Below are 18,851 nucleotides of genomic sequence, written 5' to 3'. Positions count from 1 at the left end.
ATTTAGTTGTAAATGCAGAAAACATATACGAAAGTTAATACTGCGTTTTAGTGTTCATTTAAATTTAATGCGCTCTTAATTGCATAGCGTTTTTTGTCTTGCTTCATTCTTAAAATGATTTCGCCTAAAAATCCGGCTACAAAAAACTGGGTTCCTATAACCATAGTGGTCAGGGATATGAAAAATTCTGGGCGATCGGTGATTAATCGACCTTCCTGATTTAAAAAGAGCTTATTGATACCTAGATAAAGAGCGAAAGCAAAACCTATGGTAATCATAATAAAACCTAAGGCGCCGAATAGGTGCATAGGACGTTTTCCAAAACGCGATAAAAACCAAATGGTAATTAAATCGAGAAAACCGTGTAAAAAGCGGTCAATTCCAAATTTGGTAATGCCATATTTTCTGGCTTGATGTTGTACAACTTTCTCACCAATATTAGTGAAACCTGCGTTTTTAGAAAGTACGGGAATATAACGGTGCATTTCACCGTTAACATCTATATTTTTTACCACTTCCAATTTATAGGCCTTTAAACCACAATTAAAGTCGTTTAATTTAACACCTGATGTTTTTCTAGCCGCCCAATTAAATAATTTTGAAGGTAGGTTTTTTGATATAACCGAATCGTAGCGTTTCTTTTTCCAGCCCGAAACCAAGTCATAACCTTCGGTTTTAATCATGTGGTAAAGTTCTGGGATTTCATCAGGGTTGTCTTGTAAATCGGCATCCATGGTAATGACCACTTCGCCTTGGGCTTTTTCAAAACCAGCATGTAAGGCTTGAGATTTTCCAAAGTTTTTTAAAAATTGAATACCTTTCACATGCACATCTTGCGAGGCTAATGTTGAGATGATTCTCCAAGAGTCGTCGGTACTACCATCATCAATAAAGATGATTTCATAAGAAAACTGATTGGAGAGCATTACTCTTACAATCCAATCATGTAGTTCGGTTAAAGATTCTTGTTCGTTAAGTAGTGGAATAACTACAGATATGTTCATTTGGATGTTTTCGAATATAAAATTCAAAAATACAGAAATTATTCGGCCTCAGGGTTACTTTTTTTTAATGCGGCTGCAACGATAAGACCGATGACGGCAAAAAAGATTAAACTTTGAGCTAAAGATTTCAACTGTACTCCAATAGCAAAGGTGTCTTGACTTTCTATTTCGGTTATTTTTTCGGCAATGGTTTCAGTAGGAGCGCCTGAGTTTTTCATCATGGTAGCTGTGTTTTCAACGAGGATATTTTTTGTTTCTACGGCCGCTTCGGGGTCAATAAAATTAAAAATTACAACAGTAACCAAGGTGCTTATCATGATTCCTATGGCTACGGTAATAAAATATGAAGAAAATGCTTGCTTAAAAGTCAAGAAGCCATTATTAAAACTTTTAGCCTTAGCTGTTGAAAAAATTCCAAAGCCAACTATTACTAAGGGAATAATGAGCATCATAAGCCATATATTAACTATCAAGCCTAAATCGATTAAATAAGCGGTAAGTGTGTATAGTGATAAAAGTATACCAAGATACAATCCAAGGTCACTAGCAATTGATTTAATAGATTTTTCCATAAGTATAGTGTTGGTTAATAGCTTTGCAAGCTTAATTTAATTAGAAATCAAATATACTAACTAAATATCTATCTTTGTTTTTTTGAAATAAAATTCAAAAAAGTGTTGTGTGTTTGTAAAAAATAACTAAATTTGCACTCCAAAATTGAAAGTAACAATAAAGCATTTAGCGATGAGAAAAGGTATACATCCAGAAAATTATAGAATTGTAGCATTTAAAGATATGTCTAACGAAGATGTATTCTTAACTAAGTCTACTGCAGATACTAACGAAACTCTTGAAGTTGATGGCGTAGAATACCCATTAGTAAAAATGGAGATCTCTAGAACATCGCACCCTTTCTACACAGGAAAATCTAAATTAGTAGATACTGCTGGTAGAATTGACAAGTTCAAAACTAAATATGCTAAGTTTAAAAAATAATTTTAGCAAAAAATATATTATTAAAAGCCTTTCTATTGTAGAGAGGCTTTTTTTATTTAGTTAATTAGGTTATTTTTGGTTTACAGAACTTGAGTTAGGTGTTTTGAGAAGTTATTTTCAGCAACCTAACTTTTAATTTTATATCTAAAAATGAACTACATTCTTTTTGATGGTCCTTCGCGTAAAAATTTGTTGCCTTTTACTTACACAAGACCCGTAGCCGATATTCGTGTTGGTGTTTTAACCATTCGTGAAAAGTGGGAGTCTTTTTTAGATTGTACAAGTACTACAGTTACTGAAGATTATTTATCTGACAAATTCCCCATGGTTGAAATGGAAAATAATGTCATGATTAATGCGTCATATCTGCCAAATTTAGAATTGGTTGAAATGATTAAAGAGCTTCAGGAAAATCAAGCGATTTTTAATGGTGAAGATGTGATTGCTTTTTTTGCAAAAGAAGAGCAGGAGGATATCGATTTTGATGCTTACGAAGCTATTGAATTTGATGCTGAAGCCATTCAAATAAATAACACCTGGGATATATTTTCAAAAAACGGAGCTGCCATTCAAGAAGATTTCGATTTAATTACCGATGGCCGAAAGTCTAAACCCATTCCAACAAGTAACAATGTTATTGCTGCTGAAAATATATTTATTGAAGATGGCGCTAAGTTAGAGTTTGTAACGCTTAATGCTTCTAACGGACCTATTTATATTGGTAAAAACACCGAAATTATGGAAGGCGCGATAATTAGAGGGCCTTTTGCTTTATGTGATCATGCTACCGTAAAAATGGGTGCTAAAATTTACGGGCCAACTACAATTGGACCTCATAGTAAAGTTGGTGGTGAAGTTAATAACTCTGTGCTGTTTGGTTATTCAAACAAAGGGCATGATGGTTTCTTAGGAAATTCTGTTTTAGGTGAGTGGTGTAATTTAGGTGCCGATACTAATAATTCGAACCTGAAAAATAATTATGTCGAAGTGCGATTATGGGACTATCAAACCGAAAGTTTTGCCAGAACAGGGTTGCAGTTTTGCGGACTTATGATGGGCGATCATAGTAAATGTGGTATTAATACCATGTTTAACACCGGGACAGTTGTTGGTGTAAGTGCGAATATCTTCGGAAGTGGGTTTCCACGTAATTTTGTGCCTAGCTTTAGTTGGGGAGGTAGTAGTGGCTTCACAACATACTTAACTAAAAAAGCTTTTGAAGTTGCAGAGGTGGTTATGTCACGACGTGATCTCAAGCTTTCTGATCAAGATAAGGCTATCTTGGAACATGTTTTTGAGGAGTCAAAGAAGTTTAGACGCGAATAAATTTTAATGAATTCCTTTTTTGAAGGATATCAATATGGCGCTTTTTTTTCGCTTTACTTTAAACTTTGTAAGTATACGACATTCTAGAGCTGTTTGAATTGTGAAATCATCCTCAAAATAAGAAGCGCTTAAGGATGTGATTAGAAGGAGCTTTAACTAAATTAGCATTCTTTTTTAAGAGGATAGTAATTTTTTTGTAATTTGCAGAGGAAAGTAAATCCCTCCTAAGCCTATAAATGACACCATGTTATGCTCAAATCAAGTAGTATGATGACTGTTTTATATGATAAAAAAAAGTTTGCTGTACTATTTTTTATCTTTCTACTCATCGATACCGTAGTTAAATCTAATTTTCATTGGCCATATCGTTTTATTTCTAAGCCTCCAGTAATCTTGCTTATTATTGCTTATTATTATTATAATTATTCAACATCAAGAGGACGTAATTTTTCATGGGTGATGTTGGCACTGGGCTGTTTTTTTATTGCAGACTTGTTAATTATTAACAGAGAGAATGTTACTTTATTGGTGTCTAGTTTTGTCGTATATACTCTTGGGAAGGTGTTCTTGTGTTTTCGGTTTTCTCACCAGTATGATTTTAAGGTGAGTCGGTTAATTCCCTTTTCTATTGTTATATTTTTTTATACAGTAGGCCTAATTATATATATTTATGAAGGTCTTGGCGATTACTTCTTGTTAGCGCTTATTAGTTATTTTATATCGCTTTTACTGTGTCAATTTGCTTATTTAAGAAAAGAAGCTGTAGATAGAAAAAGCTATTTTTATGTGTTAGTAGGTGTGTTTTGTTACATGATTTCAGAAGGCATAACCATTGTAAATACCTTTAAAACTGATTTGCCATTTCAGGATTTTTGTATCATGTTTTTTTACGCCACAGGAATCTATTTAATTGTACATGGTATCGTTATTGAAAAAAGAATTGAACCTAAATATATTATTTAAAGTTTCTTACTAAGTGATAAGTATGATGGGGATTATAAGAGATAAAAAAAAGTTTTTCATACTCTTTTTTGTCGTATTATTAATAGATACGGTAGTTAAGGTGTGTCTGCCTGTATATCCTTATCGTTTTATGTCAAAACCTCCTGTAATGCTCTTGTTAATAGTTTATTACTACTATAATAATTCGGCAACGAATAGGCGTAATTATTGGTGGACTATGCTCGCTTTAGTTTGTTATTTTCTTGGTGACTTATTAATTATTGATCATGAAAACATTTACCTATTAGTTACAAGCTTGTTTATATATTCCGTGGCTAAATTGTTTTTATGCTTTAGGTTTTCACATAAATCAGATTTTCAAGTACGGCGGTTAATACCGTTTTCTGTTGTTATATTTGTTTATACAATGGGTTTAGTAAGCTTTATCTATCATGACCTAGGTAATTTCTTTTTTCCAGCAATTATTAGTTATTTTATTTCTTTGCTACTATGTCAATTTGCTTATTTAAGAAAAGGTGTGGTGGATAGAAAAAGTTATCTTCTGGTTTTTGTAGGTGTATTGAGTTATATGCTTTCGGAAGGTATTATGGTTATAAAAACCTTTAAAACCGATGTGCCATACCAAGATTTTAGTATCATGTTTTTTTATGCCACAGGTATATATCTCATCATTCATGGTATTATTATCGAGAAGCCTGAGATCGAGGGCGCTAAAGACTCTTTTTAACCCGTTTTAGGTCTAATAAATTAATAGGATTAACCCCTAGACCTTCAATGTTTTGTCTTGTAAAACGTATGACTTCATCGTAATATAAAGGCACCATCAGGGCATGTTTCATTGCTAGCGAATCCATGGTTGTGTATATTTTTTTTCTTTTTTCAATATCGGTTACAGTAAAGGCCTTATTGTAGAGGCTATCAAATTTCTCATTTTTATAGTGAAAATAGTTTGAGCCATTAGGGGCAAAGTTTTTACTGTAGAAAATAGATAAGTAATTTTCAGCATCGAGATAATCAGCAATCCATGAGCTTCTAAACATGTCTACCTTACCGTTTGAACGTGCAGAACGCAAGGAAGCTTCTGGCATCACGTCAACTTGAATATTTAATCCTGTTTTTTCAAGTTCACGTTGAATAAATTCACAAAAACTCAGGTAGTTACTCGTGGTAACTAAAGTAATTTTTGGGTTTGTAATGCCTGTTTCTTCTATAAATTGAGCAACCAATTGCTTGGCTTTTTGAGGCTGGTAGTCGTAGCCTATAGAAGCGTTGTAGCCAGGTAAGCCCATAGGAATAAAACCACCGTTGGCAGGATTACCAATGCCATTCCTTAAATAGGTAATCATTTTTTTGCGATCAAAACCGTAATTAATGGCTTGTCGTAGTAAAAGCGATTGGATTTCTGGAGTTTCAGAATCTAAATAAAAACCGAGGTATTCTGTATTTAAATAGGGGCCGCGAATCATATTTACGGTTTTAGTATACTGGTCTTGAAGTTTTCCGTTGGCGGTTAATAGTTCGTCTTTATACGAGGCGTCAAGGCCAGAAATAAAATCGATGTTGCCTTGGGCAAACTGTAAAAACTCACTTTGTTTGTCAGGTAAAAAAGTAATAGCCACTGCTTCTAAATAAGGTAGCGGATTGCCCGTTTCGTCTTTTTCAAAATAGTTATGGTTTTTTCTGAAAACCAATTTAATATTTTCTTCCCAGCGTTTAAATTTAAACGGCCCTGTACCTATAGGGTGATTTCTAAAATCTGAACCGTGAAATTCAGCGATTTCCTTTGGAATTACCGAGCAGTATTTCATGGTTAGAAGTCCGATAAAGGCAGGGAAGGGTTGCTTTAGTTTTATTTCAAAAATGGTGTCGTTAATGGCTTCAAAGTCATCTACTTTATTTAAAACCCAGCTACCAGGAGAAGCTATTTCTTCGTCTCTTAAACGGTTTAGGCTGTACTTAAAGTCTTCAGCAACTACGGTTCTTGTAGAGTCTTTTCCAAATAATTTATGATTGTGAAAATAAACGTCCTTTCTAAGGTTAAAGGAGTAGGTAATTCCGTCTTCAGAAACCGTCCAGTCCTTAGCAATACAAGGCAGGATGTTGAGTTCTTCATCCAATTGTACGAGTCCGTTAAATATTTGATTACAAACCGAGTTGTCTTGTAGTGTTCGTGAAAAAGCGGGATCTAATGTGTTGATGTTGGCATATTCGTTATATCTAAAAACCAAATGATCTCGGTTGATGTCAACATCAGACTTGCAAGAAATTAATAAAAGTGCAATATAACTAATTGATAGGTAGTTGATTAATTGTTTGGTTTTAGGTTTTATCATGTAACTAATTAGTTGTAAATTTGCACGCCCAATCAGGATGGGTAAATTCACCTGATACTCTGAATCATTTTCTAATGATTTTAGAAATGTGAAAGGGTAAAGATAATTTTAAAATGATCTTGAAGCAAATTCAGGATAACAAAATAGCATGAATAAAAAGGTCGCATTTTATACGTTAGGTTGTAAGTTGAATTTTTCGGAAACCTCTACCATAGCAAGAGATTTCAGTAAGGAAGGATTTGATCGGGTTGATTTTTCTGAAAAGGCAGATATTTACGTGATAAACACCTGTTCGGTAACCGAAAATGCAGATAAGCGTTTTAAAACCATAGTAAAGCAAGCTCAAAAGGCAAACGAAAACGCTTTCGTTGCTGCTGTTGGGTGTTATGCGCAGCTAAAACCTCAAGAATTAGCAGATGTCAATGGGGTCGACTTAGTGCTTGGTGCGACTGAGAAATTTAAAATTACAGACTACTTAAACGACTTATCTAAAAATGACTTTGGTGAAGTGCATTCTTGTGAGATTGAAGACGCCGATTTTTATGTGGGGTCTTATTCCATAGGGGACAGAACCCGTGCTTTTTTGAAGGTTCAAGATGGGTGTGATTATAAGTGTACCTATTGTACCATTCCGTTGGCTCGTGGTATTTCTAGAAGTGATACTATGAATAACGTGCTTAAGAATGCCCGAGAAATTTCACAGCAAAACATTAAAGAAATTGTTTTAACTGGAGTAAACATTGGTGATTATGGTAAGGGAGAGTTCGGAAACAAAAAACACGAACATACCTTTTTAGACCTAGTTACCGAATTAGATAAAGTTGAAGGTATTGAGCGTTTACGAATTTCTTCTATTGAACCTAATTTATTAAAGAATGAAACCATTGATTTGGTAGCGCAATCTCGTGCTTTTGTGCCGCACTTTCACGTGCCTTTACAGTCTGGAAATAATGAGATTCTTAAAAAAATGAAACGCCGTTACATGCGAGAATTGTACGTAGATCGTGTTTCAAAAATTAAGGAAGTGATGCCACATGCCTGTATTGGGGTTGATGTGATTGTTGGTTTTCCAGGGGAAACCGATACGCATTTCTTAGAAACCTATAATTTTTTAGCTGAACTTGATATTTCGTACTTACACGTCTTTACTTACTCTGAGCGCGATAATACGGAAGCCGTTGATATGGAGGGGGTAGTGCCTGGAAATGTAAGGTCAAAACGCAGTAAAATGCTTAGAGGTTTATCGGTTAAAAAGCGTCGTGCCTTTTATGAAAGTCAGTTAGGAACACAAAGAACCGTGCTATTTGAAAGCGAAAATAAAGAAGGATATATTCACGGATTTACCGAAAATTACGTAAAGGTTAAAACACCATGGAACCCTGATTTGGTGAATACCTTACATACTGTGCAACTTACTGAAATTGATGAAGATGGTTTGGTGCGTTTTGATTTTGTGAAAGTGCTTTCGGCTTAAAACAAAAAAAATCTGAAGGTTTAAGCTTCAGGTTTTAATCATGTCTTGTATTAATTTAGCGCTTATATTCTTACGCCAACAGGAAGCATACGTTTGTACTTTCTGTTACCTCTTACAAATTTTGCGATTTCAGGACTTGTAGGTACCACGCTTAGATTGCGTTCCTGAATTTGTTCGAAAACTAAGGTTAGAAAAGCCTTTGGGAAATCTTCGTCAGTAATTTCTTCAGGAATAATTAATTTCGTTAAAAATATTTTTCTCTCCTGTAAGGCGTATTCGATTATTGCCAAATGATTATCGATCTTAATCTCATATTGACGTAGAAAATCATTGTCAATTAATTCTGCAGCTTCAACCATTTTGTCTTATTTTAGTTTTTAATAATTCCTAAATAGTGAGGGCTATTTATTTTAAACTTTTTGCAAAAGTACGAAAAAAAACGTTAAGAAAAAGTAAAATTATCGTTAATGCCTTATGAGTCAAGAGATAATACATGTTTACTTCATGCCGGGGATGGGGGCGAGCTCAAAAATATTTGAATATATTGTCTTGCCAAAAGACAGGTTTCAAGTCCATTTTTTAGAGTGGTTAATCCCTTTAAGTTATGAGGAATCGATATCAGATTATTCTTTACGTCTAATCAAACACATCAAGCATGAACGTCCCGTTTTAATAGGAGTGTCCTTTGGTGGCGTTTTGGTTCAAGAGATGCGTAAGCACATTTTGGTGCGAAAACTCATTATTGTTTCAAGTGTGAAAACCAAGCACGAATTACCTAAAAAAATGCAGCTGACTAGAATGACTGGGGCTTATAAAATTGTTCCAACCCAACTGGCCAGTAAAATTGATGTGTTTGAAAAATATGCCTTCGGAAAAGTGATGACTAAGCGCTTAGAGCTTTATAAAAAATACCTTTCAGTTACAAATCCTGATTACCTAAGTTGGGCTATTAAAGAAATGGTGTGTTGGGATCAAGAGGAATACGATTCTGATATCGTTCACATTCATGGCGATAAAGACCCTGTTTTTCCTATACAGTATATCTCAAATTGTATTAGCATCTCTAAAGGAACACACATCATGATTATTAATAAATACAGGTGGTTTAATGCTAATTTACCGCAGATTATATTAGCAGAATAGTCGAAAATTCTTTACCTTTAATGTAAAATTTTAGAAATGAAAATACTACAAAAAGGATTGATGTTTATGGGGCTTTTGGGGCTTTGCGGATTATTTATCTACGCCATGCAAGACGCACCTACAGATGAGAATTATGAAAAGGAACGTGTTAATGGCTATAATGTTTACGCTCTAGAAATGCCTGATAATTTGAATTTAGCAGGAGAGCCAGTACCTGTTAATAATCCAGATATTTATGAGAGGATGGATCGTGAGTTGTTAGTCAATACTTATTGGCAATCTAACGGTTTACTGATGTTTAAGCGTGCACATAAATATTTTCCAATAATTGAGCCTATTTTAAAGAAGCATGGGGTTCCTGACGATTTTAAATATTTAGCAGTTATAGAAAGTGGACTGTTAAACGTCGTTTCTCCCGCTGGTGCTCGAGGTGTTTGGCAAATCATGCCTTCTACTGCTAAGGAGTACGGCTTAGAGGTTAATGATAATGTTGATGAACGATATAATCTTGAAAAATCTACAGAAGCAGCCTGTCAATACCTCCTAGAGTCGAAAGAATTGTTAGGATCTTGGACGCTTGCTGCGGCTGCCTATAATGCTGGAAATACGGGTGTGTCTAGACGCTTGGAAGAGCAAATGGTAGATGATTACTATGATTTATTACTTGGAGATGAAACTGGACGCTATGTGTTTAGAATTGTAGCCTTAAAAGAAATCTTATCAAACCCTACAACGTATGGCTTCAATTTTAGAGAAAAAGACTTGTATACTCAAGTCCCAACTTTTAAAGTGAAAGTAGATACAGCAGTTACTGATTTTGCCCTTTTTGCTAAAAAGTTTGATATTAACTATAAAATATTAAAACTGCATAACCCTTGGTTGAGAGAGCCAAAGCTTAATAACGATAGTAGAAAGCTATATCATATTGAAATTCCTAAAGAAGGCGTTTACCCAAATAGGTAATACCAATTATAACCTAAAATGAGCCCTATAATTTGTTTCTATTAAACTCACATTTTAATAAAAAATATAACCGTAGCGCTGCTATGCTTTGATTTTGTATTTCATATGAATCCAATATATTCCAAATTATTTAGGGCGCCTTTAAATCATAATTGGTATAATTAATTCATTAAATAAGGGTGGATATAATAGATACAAAAAAAGCTCAAAACATGACGTTTTGAGCTTTTTGTTATTTTTAAAAGAAGGCGATGTATTATCCGCGACGCTTTTGCGCTCTAATCGATCCGCCAGCACCATAATGTTGGTTTGGCATTTGAGCACGTTTCATGTTGTCCTTCATCATTTTAATTTGATCGGTTAACATGTTTTGCTTGTCAAGCTTAGTCGCTTCATTAAGCAATCTTGTCGCCTCCTGCTTTCTGCGCTTTGAAAAGGCAATACCTGCTAAATTTAATTTTGCCATGGCTAAATCATGATCCATAGATAATCCTAATTCAATGGCTTTTTTAAAATACCTTTCAGACTCATTCATATTACTTTGAGATACCATAATACCATGAAGGTAATTATAATACCCTTGTTGCTTTTTTACTAAAGCGGCTTCAGGGTTTTTAATTCTGTTTAACCATTTTTTTGCACCGTCAAAATCTTGTTTACGCAGCTTTAAAAAAGCTAATAGTATAAATTCATTCTTAAAATAAAGGAATATGAAGATACCCGCTAATAAAATAAGCATGATACCATTTCCAATATTACTTTCAGTAAATTGATATACAGCATAGGCAATAAGGCCAGCAGCAATAATAAGTTTTATAATTTTGTTGAACATAGGTCTAGTTTCGATTAACTTTGTAATGTGTTTTTCTCTAAATTGACACTTTTTCGCCAATTTAAGACTGCAAAGAAACTAAATTTTTATCAAATTCAGTATAAAGTTGTTTAACAAAAGACGAGCTACGTCCTTAATATATAACGGTCTTAGCTGCTTTTGGTTAGAAAATAAAATTTATTGAATTTTTTTTCAAATATGGTTTGCGAAAGTTAAAAGTCTTTGTATATTTGCCCTCGGTTTTGAAGAAAGCCCAAAGGATTAAAAAAACATACATTTTCAGATTTTAAAGATATAAGACAATGAGTAAAAGAACATTTCAGCCTTCTAAAAGAAAGAGAAGAAACAAACACGGTTTCAGAGAAAGAATGGCTTCTGCTAACGGTAGAAAGGTATTAGCTCGTAGAAGAGCTAAAGGGAGAAAAAAATTGTCTGTATCAACTGAAACAAGACATAAAAAATAATAATGAATAATTGTTTATAATATAAAGGTGTTACTTAAGTGTAACGCCTTTTTTTATACCTACATCATTGTTACTTTTGTAAAATAGTATAATACAACATAATAACTAGGAAAATGCCGAAAAATCCAAAACTTAAATCAATACTTATTATTGGATCAGGACCCATTGTAATTGGGCAAGCATGTGAGTTTGATTACTCAGGTTCACAATCTTTACGATCTTTAAGAGAAGATGGAATTGAAACGATTTTGATCAATTCAAATCCAGCAACTATTATGACCGATCCTTCTATGGCCGATCATGTGTACTTGCTGCCTTTGAATACCAAGTCTATTATAAAAATTTTAAAAGAGCATCCACAAATTGATGCCGTATTGCCAACAATGGGTGGGCAAACAGCATTAAATTTATGTATTGAAGCAGATGAAAAAGGGATTTGGAAAGACTTTAATGTTGAATTAATTGGTGTTGATATCAACGCGATCAATATTACTGAAGATAGAGAACAGTTCCGTGAGTTAATGGGTAGAATTGGAGTTGATATGGCTCCTCAAGCTACAGCAACTTCTTTCTTAAAAGGAAAAGAGATTGCTCAAGAGTTTGGTTTCCCTTTATGTATTCGTTCTTCCTTTACTTTAGGTGGAGCCGGTGCTGCAATTGTTTATGATGAAGCTGATTTTGATAAGCAATTACGTAATGGTCTTGAAGTGTCACCTATTCATGAGGTGATGATTGATAAAGCCATGATGGGATGGAAAGAGTACGAGTTGGAGCTTCTTCGTGATAGAAATGACAACGTGGTGATTATCTGTTCTATTGAAAATATGGACCCAATGGGAATCCATACTGGAGATTCTATTACCGTGGCACCAGCAATGACTTTAAGTGATAGTACTTTCCAGAAAATGCGTGACTTGGCCATCAAAATGATGCGCAGTATTGGAGATTTTGAAGGCGGATGCAATGTTCAGTTTGCAGTGTCTCCAGATGATAAAGAAGATATTATTGCTATTGAAATTAACCCTCGTGTATCACGTTCTTCCGCTTTAGCGAGTAAAGCAACAGGTTACCCAATTGCAAAAATAGCAACCAAATTAGCTATTGGTTATACTTTAGATGAATTAGATAATCAAATTACAAAATCAACTTCAGCTTTATTTGAGCCAACGTTAGATTATGTTATCGTAAAAATACCGCGTTGGAATTTCGATAAATTTGAAGGTTCTGATAGAACTTTAGGACTTCAAATGAAAGCCGTTGGTGAGGTGATGGGAATTGGACGTTCGTTCCAAGAGGCCTTACACAAAGCAACACAGTCTTTAGAGATTAAACGTAATGGTTTAGGTGCAGATGGAAAAGGGTACACCAACTACAACCAAATCATTGATAAATTAACCAATGCAAGTTGGGATCGTGTATTTGTCATTTACGATGCGATTGCTATGGGTATTCCATTAAGTCAGATTTATGATATCACAAAAATTGACATGTGGTACTTAAAGCAGTACGAGGAATTATTCCAATTAGAGAAGGAAATTTCAAATTATACTATAGATTCACTTGACCGTGATTTACTATTAGAAGCTAAACAAAAAGGATATGGTGACCGTCAAATCGCTCATATGTTAGGTTGTTTAGAAAGTCAAGTGTATAATAAAAGAGAAGAATTAAACATTCAACGTGTATTCAAATTAGTAGATACTTGTGCGGCTGAGTTTACAGCAAAAACACCATACTACTATTCTACGTTTGAAAATACAATTGAAACAGCAAAAGGTGAAACTTACGTTCATAACGAAAGTGTTGTTACCGATAAGAAAAAGATTGTTGTACTAGGTTCTGGACCAAATAGAATCGGACAAGGAATTGAGTTTGATTACTGTTGTGTACACGGTGTTTTAGCAGCTGCTGAATGTGGTTACGAAACCATCATGATCAACTGTAACCCTGAAACTGTTTCAACCGATTTTGATACGGCAGATAAATTATATTTTGAACCTGTTTTCTGGGAACACATCTACGACATCATTCGTCATGAAAACCCAGAAGGTGTCATTGTTCAGTTAGGTGGTCAAACGGCTTTAAAGCTTGCTGAAAAATTAACCAAGTACGGTGTTAAAATTATAGGAACGAGTTTTGAAGCTTTAGATTTAGCTGAAGATCGTGGTAGTTTCTCAAAATTATTAAAAGATCACAATATTCCGTACCCAGAGTTTGGAGTTGCTGAAAATGCAGACGAAGCTTTAAAATTAGCTGAAGAATTAGACTTCCCAATCTTAGTACGTCCGTCATACGTATTAGGAGGACAAGGAATGAAAATTGTAATCAACAAGGAAGAATTGGTAGAGCACGTAGTAGACTTACTTCGTAAAATACCAAACAACAAACTTCTATTAGACCACTATCTAGATGGTGCTATTGAAGCTGAAGCTGATGCCATTTGTGATGCTGATGGTAATGTTTACATTATCGGAATCATGGAGCATATCGAGCCTTGTGGGGTACACTCGGGAGATTCAAACGCAACTTTACCAGCATTTAATATTGGTGATTTAGTAAAACAACAAATTATTGACCACACCCATACTATTGCTAAGGCATTAAATACGGTGGGCTTAATTAATATTCAGTTTGCGATTAAAGAAGATAAGGTGTACATCATTGAAGCGAATCCAAGAGCTTCTAGAACGGTACCGTTTATCGCTAAAGCTTACAAAGAACCGTATGTAAACTACGCGACTAAAGTGATGCTAGGTGAGAAAAAGGTAACTGATTTTGATTTTAACCCGCAATTAGAGGGTTATGCGATCAAACAACCAGTGTTCTCATTCAATAAGTTCCCTAATGTTGATAAACGTTTAGGACCTGAAATGAAGAGTACAGGAGAAAGTATCTTGTTTATTGATAGCTTGAAAGATGATGAGTTTTATGACTTATATGCTAGACGTAAAATGTACTTGAGTAAATAATACATCAGTATATCATATAATAAAAAAGCCGCTTTAAGCGGCTTTTTTTATAGTTTTAATTTAGCGTTTTGATTCTCTAAAAACTCCAAATGTTCTTCAAATTTAAATTCTGAAGACTTAAATTTTGATGATCTCGTTTTTGCTTGTTCTTGCCTAGCAATACTTCTTGCAAAACGTCTTACGGCCTGGATATCATCTAAAATTAAACCAGGAACCTTAACATTTTTGCCGCTTTCATCTTTTGCAACCATGGTGAAATAAGATGAGTTACAGTGTTTTATTTCTCCAGATTGAATGTTTTGTGACTCTACGCGAAGTCCAACAACCATTGAGGTTTTTCCGGTGTAATTGACCGAGGCTTTTAAGGTTACAAGTTCGCCTACTTCAATAGGGTTTAGAAAATCGACGCGGTTTACCGATGCGGTGACACAATAATGTCTCGAATGCTTTGAAGCGCAAGCAAAAGCAATTTGATCCATTAAACTTAAGATATGTCCGCCATGAATTTTTCCACTAAAATTAGAGTGGGAAGGCAGCATGAGCTGGGTTATAGAAACTTGAGATTCTGATGCGTGTTTAAACATAAGATACTATTTATTGATTAGATTGTACTGTTCGTGTTTTTTTATTTTTTCAACTTTGGTTACAAAGTATTTGGTGTGCCCTAGCCAAAAGAGGTCGCGGTAACGTTCAAAATAATGAAGTTTCACATATTCCCCCTGATAATTATTAAGGTCGTCTATCACCCCTTGTTCGCTGTTTTGAACCGAAAACTCAAAAAATTGAGACTCTGAAACCCCCTGACTAATTTGACCTTCCCAGGTTTTGATAATTAAGCCTTTTTTCGTGAATTTCACAAGTTCACCAGCGCGAACACCTTCGCTATACTTGGCAAAATATAAAAAGCTGAAAAATCCAGCGGCAATGACGAATAGAACGATAATAATTTTAATAAAGGTTTTCATTTGTTCATAGTATTAGTTGTGATCTTCTTGAGCACGTTTAACAATGGCATCTGGAAGGGCTTTTTTAGCCTTGGCACCCATTTTTTTGAGTTTTTCAATGCTCACGATGATATTTCCTCTTCCGTCTACTAATTTATTCATTGCTGATGAATAATCGCCTTTTGCTGAATCTATTTTTTTTCCAACATTGGTAAGATCGGTAACCAAGCCTTCAAATTTATCATACAGCGCGCCTGCTTGTCGTGCTATTTCTAATGCGTTGCGTTGTTGTTTTTCATTGTTCCACATGGTGTCAATAGTGCGTAAAGTCGCCAATAGGGTAGAAGGCGTCACAATCACGATGTTTTTTTCAAAAGCTTTGTTGTAAATCGAATTGTCTTCATTAACAACCACAGCAAACGCGGGTTCTATGGGAATGAACATGAGTACAAAATCTGGCGATTCCATATCGTATAAATCCTGATAATTTTTTTCTGAAAGTTGGTCAACATGGCGCTTAATCGAGTTTACGTGTGCTTTTAGGTGTAAAGGTTTGTCTTCGTCTTCAGCATTGACTAAACGCTCGTAATCGGTTAACGATACCTTGCTGTCAATAATCATTTTTTTGCCATCAGGCAGACTTAAAACCACATCTGGAAGTACGCGAGTCCCATCTGGTCTAGTGAAACTTTGTTGTACAAAATATTCTCTGTCTTTTTCTAATCCAGATTTCTCCAAGACACGCTCTAAAACCAATTCGCCCCAGTTCCCTTGCATTTTACTATCACCTTTTAAAGCACGAGTGAGGTTCGTGGTTTCTTTGGTCATTTGAAGATTTAGATCTTTCAAGCCTAATAACTGTTCTTTTAAAGCAGTATGCATCATCAAACTTTCCTTTTGAGAAGTATCTACCTTTTCTTCAAACGTTTTAATTTTATCTTGTAACGGACTCAGTATATTTTTGATATTTTCTTTATTCTGAAGGGTGAATTTCTCCGATTTAGCCTCTAGAATTTTATTGGCTAAGTTTTCAAATTCTTTGGTGAATTTTTCTTGAAGCTGCTCGACTTCAGCTTTTTGTTCATTGTTTTTCAGCTGAAGGTTTTCAAATTCAGAATTCTTCCTCGTAAGTTCTGTATTTAAAAAATCTTTTTCACGGCGAATCGATTCGCGTTCAATTTCAACCTTTGAAAGGCTTTCTTTTAAGTTGTTTAACTGTGCTTCAAAATATTCCTTTTCTTTTTGTTTTTCGGCTTCACCTTGTTGTTTAATGGCCCTGATCTGCTCTTGTAAATAGCTGTTGCGTTCTTCTAAACTGCTTTTCTCACTTTTGCTTTTAAGCTGTGAAATGAGTTTACCAACATAAGCCCCAATGGCTGCAGCAATTAGAATAGCAAGAATAAGAATGATGTTGTCGTTCATTTAAAAAAAAGGAAATATAATCAAATATAAATTTTTTAAACTGAAGATAGAACTTGGCTGCTAGAAGATTTAAAGTTTAGAATTTGATTTTATAGATTCTTATTTTTTAACCGTTAATCTACTTATTTTCTTATGTAATCTAATAGTCATTAAACAAAGTTTAGTTGGTTGCAAACATGAACGTTTTATAATATTGATGAATTTATCATAATGTCTGAGTCACGCCATGCGTTATCAAATTCTTTATGAATGTCGTTTGCTTCATCTGTTTTTCCTTGTGCCAATAGGCTATGATATAATCCTATTAGAGACCATCCATTTTGGCGAAGGTTTTCTAAATCTTCGCGATAAACGGTTTCTGCTTCGGCATAATTTTTAGATTTTAAAAGCACATGACCTAAATTTTGTCTTGTTGGGATATACCAAGCGGCAGGTTCATTGTAAACTAAGGCGTCTTCTATAGTTATCGCCTTTTCTAAGTGCGTTATGGCTAATTTTTGGTCTCCTGAATAAAAGGCGAGTTCCCCAGCGACAACTTCATAAGCTAGTTTGGCAATGGTTTGACTGGAATCAAAGCCGGTTGCCATATTTGCTTCTAATTCCGGGTCTGTAGTCATGATTTTAAGAGCTTCTAATTCTTCTTTCGCTTCCTTTAAATTGTTTTTTCTAATAAACGCAATTCCTCTGGCATAATGCCATATTAATTTTAAATGCTTGATATCATCATTGGGTTTTGGTGTGGTTAAAATGTCATTCCATTTACCAAATCTGGTATAGGCTAACAATGGTGTTGCTGCAAAATTTTGTAAAAAATGAAGTTCTTTCATTTCGCCTACAGGTACTTTTTCGGCCGTTTTTTTGGCAGCATCAATGGCCGTTTTGCTGTCTCCTAATAAACTTGCGGCCGACCATAAAAAATGAATATTATGTGGGTAATAGCCTAAAGGATAAATACCTTGAGCAAAACATTGGGATATGTAGTCTTCATCAGCTAAAATTGCTTTTTGATTGGCAAGAACGGCATCTTTATAGCGTCCCACTCTAATATATATATGAGAAGGCATGTGTACTATATGTCCTGCGGAAGGCATTAATTCCCCCAGCTTTTCCGCACTTGGAACTGCTAAATCCGGCTTTGGAAGTTCTACCATGTGAATGTAATAATGATGAGCTCCTGGGTTGTTGCCATCTAATTGAATGGCTTTCTCTAAGGCATTTTTAGCATCTTGAATATTAGGAGATGGAATCCCTTCTTTATCCCAATAATTCCACGGGACGGTGTTCATAACTGAAGCCGCATATAATGTTAATACATCAGAGTCTTCCCCATAGTTATTTGCCACTTTTTTCATGGCTTTCATATAGTCCATGTTTAGCTCAGACACATCCTTAGCTAAGTCTTCTGAGTACCTATTTGAAAGGGCATTGATTAAAGTACGTTCTTTAGGACTAGCGTTGCTAATTCGTTTTTTTGCTTCAGAAATAGCCTCATTATATTTGATTTTTCGTTCATCATCAGGTAATGGATCGTTTATGTTAGGGCCTAGTGTATAGGCTTGGCCCCAGAAGGCCATAGCGCAATTGGGGTCTAACCTAGAGGCTTCCATAAAGGAGCGATGTGCTTCAGCATGATTAAATGCGTAAGTGAGTCTGAGTCCTTGGTTAAAAAATTTTTGAGCTAAAGCGTTTGAAGTAGTCACTTTAAAGCTATGGTTTCCTAAGTTTTCAAACAATGGGGCAATTTGTTTGGTTGTATCTACACCTGTAAGCATAAATTTTGCAGGAGTACAACTTATAGCGTTCGTTCCAACTTTTCTTGAATAATCAAAACTATCGTTGCTGTTAGGATTGAAAGTTAAAAATAGTATAGGGATGAGGGATGCTAAGAAGATAATAAGTTTACTTTTCATAATTCCGAATTTAAACCAAACGAAAACAGCTATTTATCTGCAAATAGAATTTATAGGTGTCATAAGGTAGAGTTTAAAACGGGGAAATGATGAACTTACTAAAGATAC

At 34.8% G+C, this 18,851-nt stretch carries 18 protein-coding genes; 9 read left to right on the top strand and 9 right to left on the bottom strand.

The features are described 5' to 3' along the window. Positions 1 to 47 precede the first annotated feature (47 nt). Positions 48 to 1,004 (bottom strand): glycosyltransferase family 2 protein, encoded by a 957-nt coding sequence (locus tag F6U93_RS03570; protein WP_150936917.1) that lies wholly within the window; start codon positions 1,002 to 1,004, stop codon positions 48 to 50. Positions 1,005 to 1,042: 38 nt separating this feature from the next. Next, complete coding sequence (locus tag F6U93_RS03565) at positions 1,043 to 1,576, bottom strand: DUF4199 domain-containing protein (RefSeq protein ID WP_150936915.1); 534 nt, start codon at positions 1,574 to 1,576, stop codon at positions 1,043 to 1,045. A 172-nt stretch (positions 1,577 to 1,748) separates the two neighbouring features. Here F6U93_RS03565 and F6U93_RS03560 point away from each other — a divergent pair, with 172 nt between their 5' ends. From F6U93_RS03560 to F6U93_RS03545, 4 genes are all read left to right on the top strand, one after another. After that, positions 1,749 to 2,000, top strand: a complete 252-nt coding sequence (locus F6U93_RS03560; RefSeq protein WP_150936913.1) for a type B 50S ribosomal protein L31 — start codon at positions 1,749 to 1,751, stop codon at positions 1,998 to 2,000. Between the two features lie 150 nt (positions 2,001 to 2,150). After that, on the top strand, positions 2,151 to 3,326 hold the full coding sequence (locus F6U93_RS03555) for a GlmU family protein (protein WP_150936911.1): 1,176 nt from the start codon (positions 2,151 to 2,153) through the stop codon (positions 3,324 to 3,326). Between the two features lie 267 nt (positions 3,327 to 3,593). Further along, on the top strand, positions 3,594 to 4,289 hold the full coding sequence (locus F6U93_RS03550) for a lysoplasmalogenase family protein (protein WP_191963446.1): 696 nt from the start codon (positions 3,594 to 3,596) through the stop codon (positions 4,287 to 4,289). Positions 4,290 to 4,311: 22 nt separating this feature from the next. Further along, positions 4,312 to 5,016 carry a lysoplasmalogenase family protein gene (locus F6U93_RS03545; RefSeq protein ID WP_150936907.1) on the top strand — a complete coding sequence of 235 codons (705 nt, stop codon included), beginning with the start codon at positions 4,312 to 4,314 and terminating at the stop codon, positions 5,014 to 5,016. Here F6U93_RS03545 and F6U93_RS03540 read toward each other — a convergent pair. Continuing rightward, a complete protein-coding gene (locus F6U93_RS03540) occupies positions 5,000 to 6,622 on the bottom strand; it encodes an ABC transporter substrate-binding protein (protein ID WP_150936904.1) in 1,623 nt (540 codons plus the stop codon). The genes F6U93_RS03545 and F6U93_RS03540 overlap by 17 nt on opposite strands. 148 nt (positions 6,623 to 6,770) lie before the next feature. Between F6U93_RS03540 and mtaB the strand changes: the two genes are divergently transcribed. Next, complete coding sequence (mtaB, locus tag F6U93_RS03535; RefSeq protein ID WP_150936902.1) at positions 6,771 to 8,096, top strand: tRNA (N(6)-L-threonylcarbamoyladenosine(37)-C(2))-methylthiotransferase MtaB; 1,326 nt, start codon at positions 6,771 to 6,773, stop codon at positions 8,094 to 8,096. Positions 8,097 to 8,158: 62 nt separating this feature from the next. Here the strand turns inward: mtaB and F6U93_RS03530 are convergent, their stop codons facing one another. Further along, positions 8,159 to 8,455, bottom strand: a complete 297-nt coding sequence (locus tag F6U93_RS03530) for an N-acetyltransferase (protein ID WP_150936900.1) — start codon at positions 8,453 to 8,455, stop codon at positions 8,159 to 8,161. A 115-nt stretch (positions 8,456 to 8,570) separates the two neighbouring features. Here F6U93_RS03530 and F6U93_RS03525 point away from each other — a divergent pair, with 115 nt between their 5' ends. Next, positions 8,571 to 9,239: an alpha/beta hydrolase family protein gene (locus F6U93_RS03525; RefSeq protein ID WP_150936898.1), complete on the top strand. Its 669-nt coding sequence runs from the start codon at positions 8,571 to 8,573 to the stop codon at positions 9,237 to 9,239. Between the two features lie 36 nt (positions 9,240 to 9,275). Continuing rightward, on the top strand, positions 9,276 to 10,202 hold the full coding sequence (locus F6U93_RS03520) for a lytic transglycosylase domain-containing protein (RefSeq protein WP_150936896.1): 927 nt from the start codon (positions 9,276 to 9,278) through the stop codon (positions 10,200 to 10,202). 256 nt (positions 10,203 to 10,458) lie between these two features. Here F6U93_RS03520 and F6U93_RS03515 read toward each other — a convergent pair whose 3' ends face one another. Beyond that, positions 10,459 to 11,034: a DUF2892 domain-containing protein gene (locus tag F6U93_RS03515; RefSeq protein WP_150936894.1), complete on the bottom strand. Its 576-nt coding sequence runs from the start codon at positions 11,032 to 11,034 to the stop codon at positions 10,459 to 10,461. Positions 11,035 to 11,336: 302 nt separating this feature from the next. Between F6U93_RS03515 and rpmH the strand changes: the two genes are divergently transcribed. Both rpmH and carB read left to right on the top strand, forming a co-directional pair. Continuing rightward, positions 11,337 to 11,498, top strand: coding sequence for a 50S ribosomal protein L34 (gene rpmH, locus F6U93_RS03510; protein WP_042495769.1), 162 nt, complete (start codon positions 11,337 to 11,339; stop codon positions 11,496 to 11,498). 113 nt (positions 11,499 to 11,611) lie between these two features. Then, complete coding sequence (gene carB, locus F6U93_RS03505; RefSeq protein WP_150936892.1) at positions 11,612 to 14,467, top strand: carbamoyl-phosphate synthase large subunit; 2,856 nt, start codon at positions 11,612 to 11,614, stop codon at positions 14,465 to 14,467. 47 nt (positions 14,468 to 14,514) lie between these two features. Here the strand turns inward: carB and F6U93_RS03500 are convergent, their stop codons facing one another. The 4 genes from F6U93_RS03500 to F6U93_RS03485 form a co-directional block, all read right to left on the bottom strand. Beyond that, entirely contained in the window at positions 14,515 to 15,051 is a 537-nt protein-coding gene (locus F6U93_RS03500) for an acyl-CoA thioesterase (RefSeq protein WP_150936890.1), read from the bottom strand. Positions 15,052 to 15,057: 6 nt separating this feature from the next. Next, entirely contained in the window at positions 15,058 to 15,432 is a 375-nt protein-coding gene (locus F6U93_RS03495; RefSeq protein WP_150936888.1) for a 6-phosphogluconate dehydrogenase, read from the bottom strand. 12 nt (positions 15,433 to 15,444) lie between these two features. Next, complete coding sequence (gene rmuC, locus F6U93_RS03490) at positions 15,445 to 16,833, bottom strand: DNA recombination protein RmuC (protein ID WP_150936886.1); 1,389 nt, start codon at positions 16,831 to 16,833, stop codon at positions 15,445 to 15,447. A 185-nt stretch (positions 16,834 to 17,018) separates the two neighbouring features. Then, entirely contained in the window at positions 17,019 to 18,743 is a 1,725-nt protein-coding gene (locus F6U93_RS03485) for a tetratricopeptide repeat protein (RefSeq protein WP_150936885.1), read from the bottom strand. Between the last annotated feature and the right edge of the window lie 108 nt (positions 18,744 to 18,851).

Origin of the sequence: Pseudotamlana haliotis, assembly GCF_008806375.1 — a bacterium.
Taxonomy (GTDB): domain Bacteria; phylum Bacteroidota; class Bacteroidia; order Flavobacteriales; family Flavobacteriaceae; genus Pseudotamlana; species Pseudotamlana haliotis.
The sequence above is the reverse complement of the archived record's forward strand: the minus strand, read 5'-3'. Positions and strand labels throughout refer to the sequence as shown.

Bases quoted from the DNA above. Each gene is read 5' to 3' on its own strand.
- F6U93_RS03570 (WP_150936917.1), bottom strand. From the start codon at position 1,004: ATGAACATATCTGTAGTTATTCCACTACTTAACGAACAAGAATCTTTA.
- F6U93_RS03565 (WP_150936915.1), bottom strand. From the start codon at position 1,576: ATGGAAAAATCTATTAAATCAATTGCTAGTGACCTTGGATTGTATCTT.
- F6U93_RS03560 (WP_150936913.1), top strand. From the start codon at position 1,749: ATGAGAAAAGGTATACATCCAGAAAATTATAGAATTGTAGCATTTAAA.
- F6U93_RS03555 (WP_150936911.1), top strand. From the start codon at position 2,151: ATGAACTACATTCTTTTTGATGGTCCTTCGCGTAAAAATTTGTTGCCT.
- F6U93_RS03550 (WP_191963446.1), top strand. From the start codon at position 3,594: ATGATGACTGTTTTATATGATAAAAAAAAGTTTGCTGTACTATTTTTT.
- F6U93_RS03545 (WP_150936907.1), top strand. From the start codon at position 4,312: ATGATGGGGATTATAAGAGATAAAAAAAAGTTTTTCATACTCTTTTTT.
- F6U93_RS03540 (WP_150936904.1), bottom strand. From the start codon at position 6,622: ATGATAAAACCTAAAACCAAACAATTAATCAACTACCTATCAATTAGT.
- mtaB (WP_150936902.1), top strand. From the start codon at position 6,771: ATGAATAAAAAGGTCGCATTTTATACGTTAGGTTGTAAGTTGAATTTT.
- F6U93_RS03530 (WP_150936900.1), bottom strand. From the start codon at position 8,455: ATGGTTGAAGCTGCAGAATTAATTGACAATGATTTTCTACGTCAATAT.
- F6U93_RS03525 (WP_150936898.1), top strand. From the start codon at position 8,571: ATGAGTCAAGAGATAATACATGTTTACTTCATGCCGGGGATGGGGGCG.
- F6U93_RS03520 (WP_150936896.1), top strand. From the start codon at position 9,276: ATGAAAATACTACAAAAAGGATTGATGTTTATGGGGCTTTTGGGGCTT.
- F6U93_RS03515 (WP_150936894.1), bottom strand. From the start codon at position 11,034: ATGTTCAACAAAATTATAAAACTTATTATTGCTGCTGGCCTTATTGCC.
- rpmH (WP_042495769.1), top strand. From the start codon at position 11,337: ATGAGTAAAAGAACATTTCAGCCTTCTAAAAGAAAGAGAAGAAACAAA.
- carB (WP_150936892.1), top strand. From the start codon at position 11,612: ATGCCGAAAAATCCAAAACTTAAATCAATACTTATTATTGGATCAGGA.
- F6U93_RS03500 (WP_150936890.1), bottom strand. From the start codon at position 15,051: ATGTTTAAACACGCATCAGAATCTCAAGTTTCTATAACCCAGCTCATG.
- F6U93_RS03495 (WP_150936888.1), bottom strand. From the start codon at position 15,432: ATGAAAACCTTTATTAAAATTATTATCGTTCTATTCGTCATTGCCGCT.
- rmuC (WP_150936886.1), bottom strand. From the start codon at position 16,833: ATGAACGACAACATCATTCTTATTCTTGCTATTCTAATTGCTGCAGCC.
- F6U93_RS03485 (WP_150936885.1), bottom strand. From the start codon at position 18,743: ATGAAAAGTAAACTTATTATCTTCTTAGCATCCCTCATCCCTATACTA.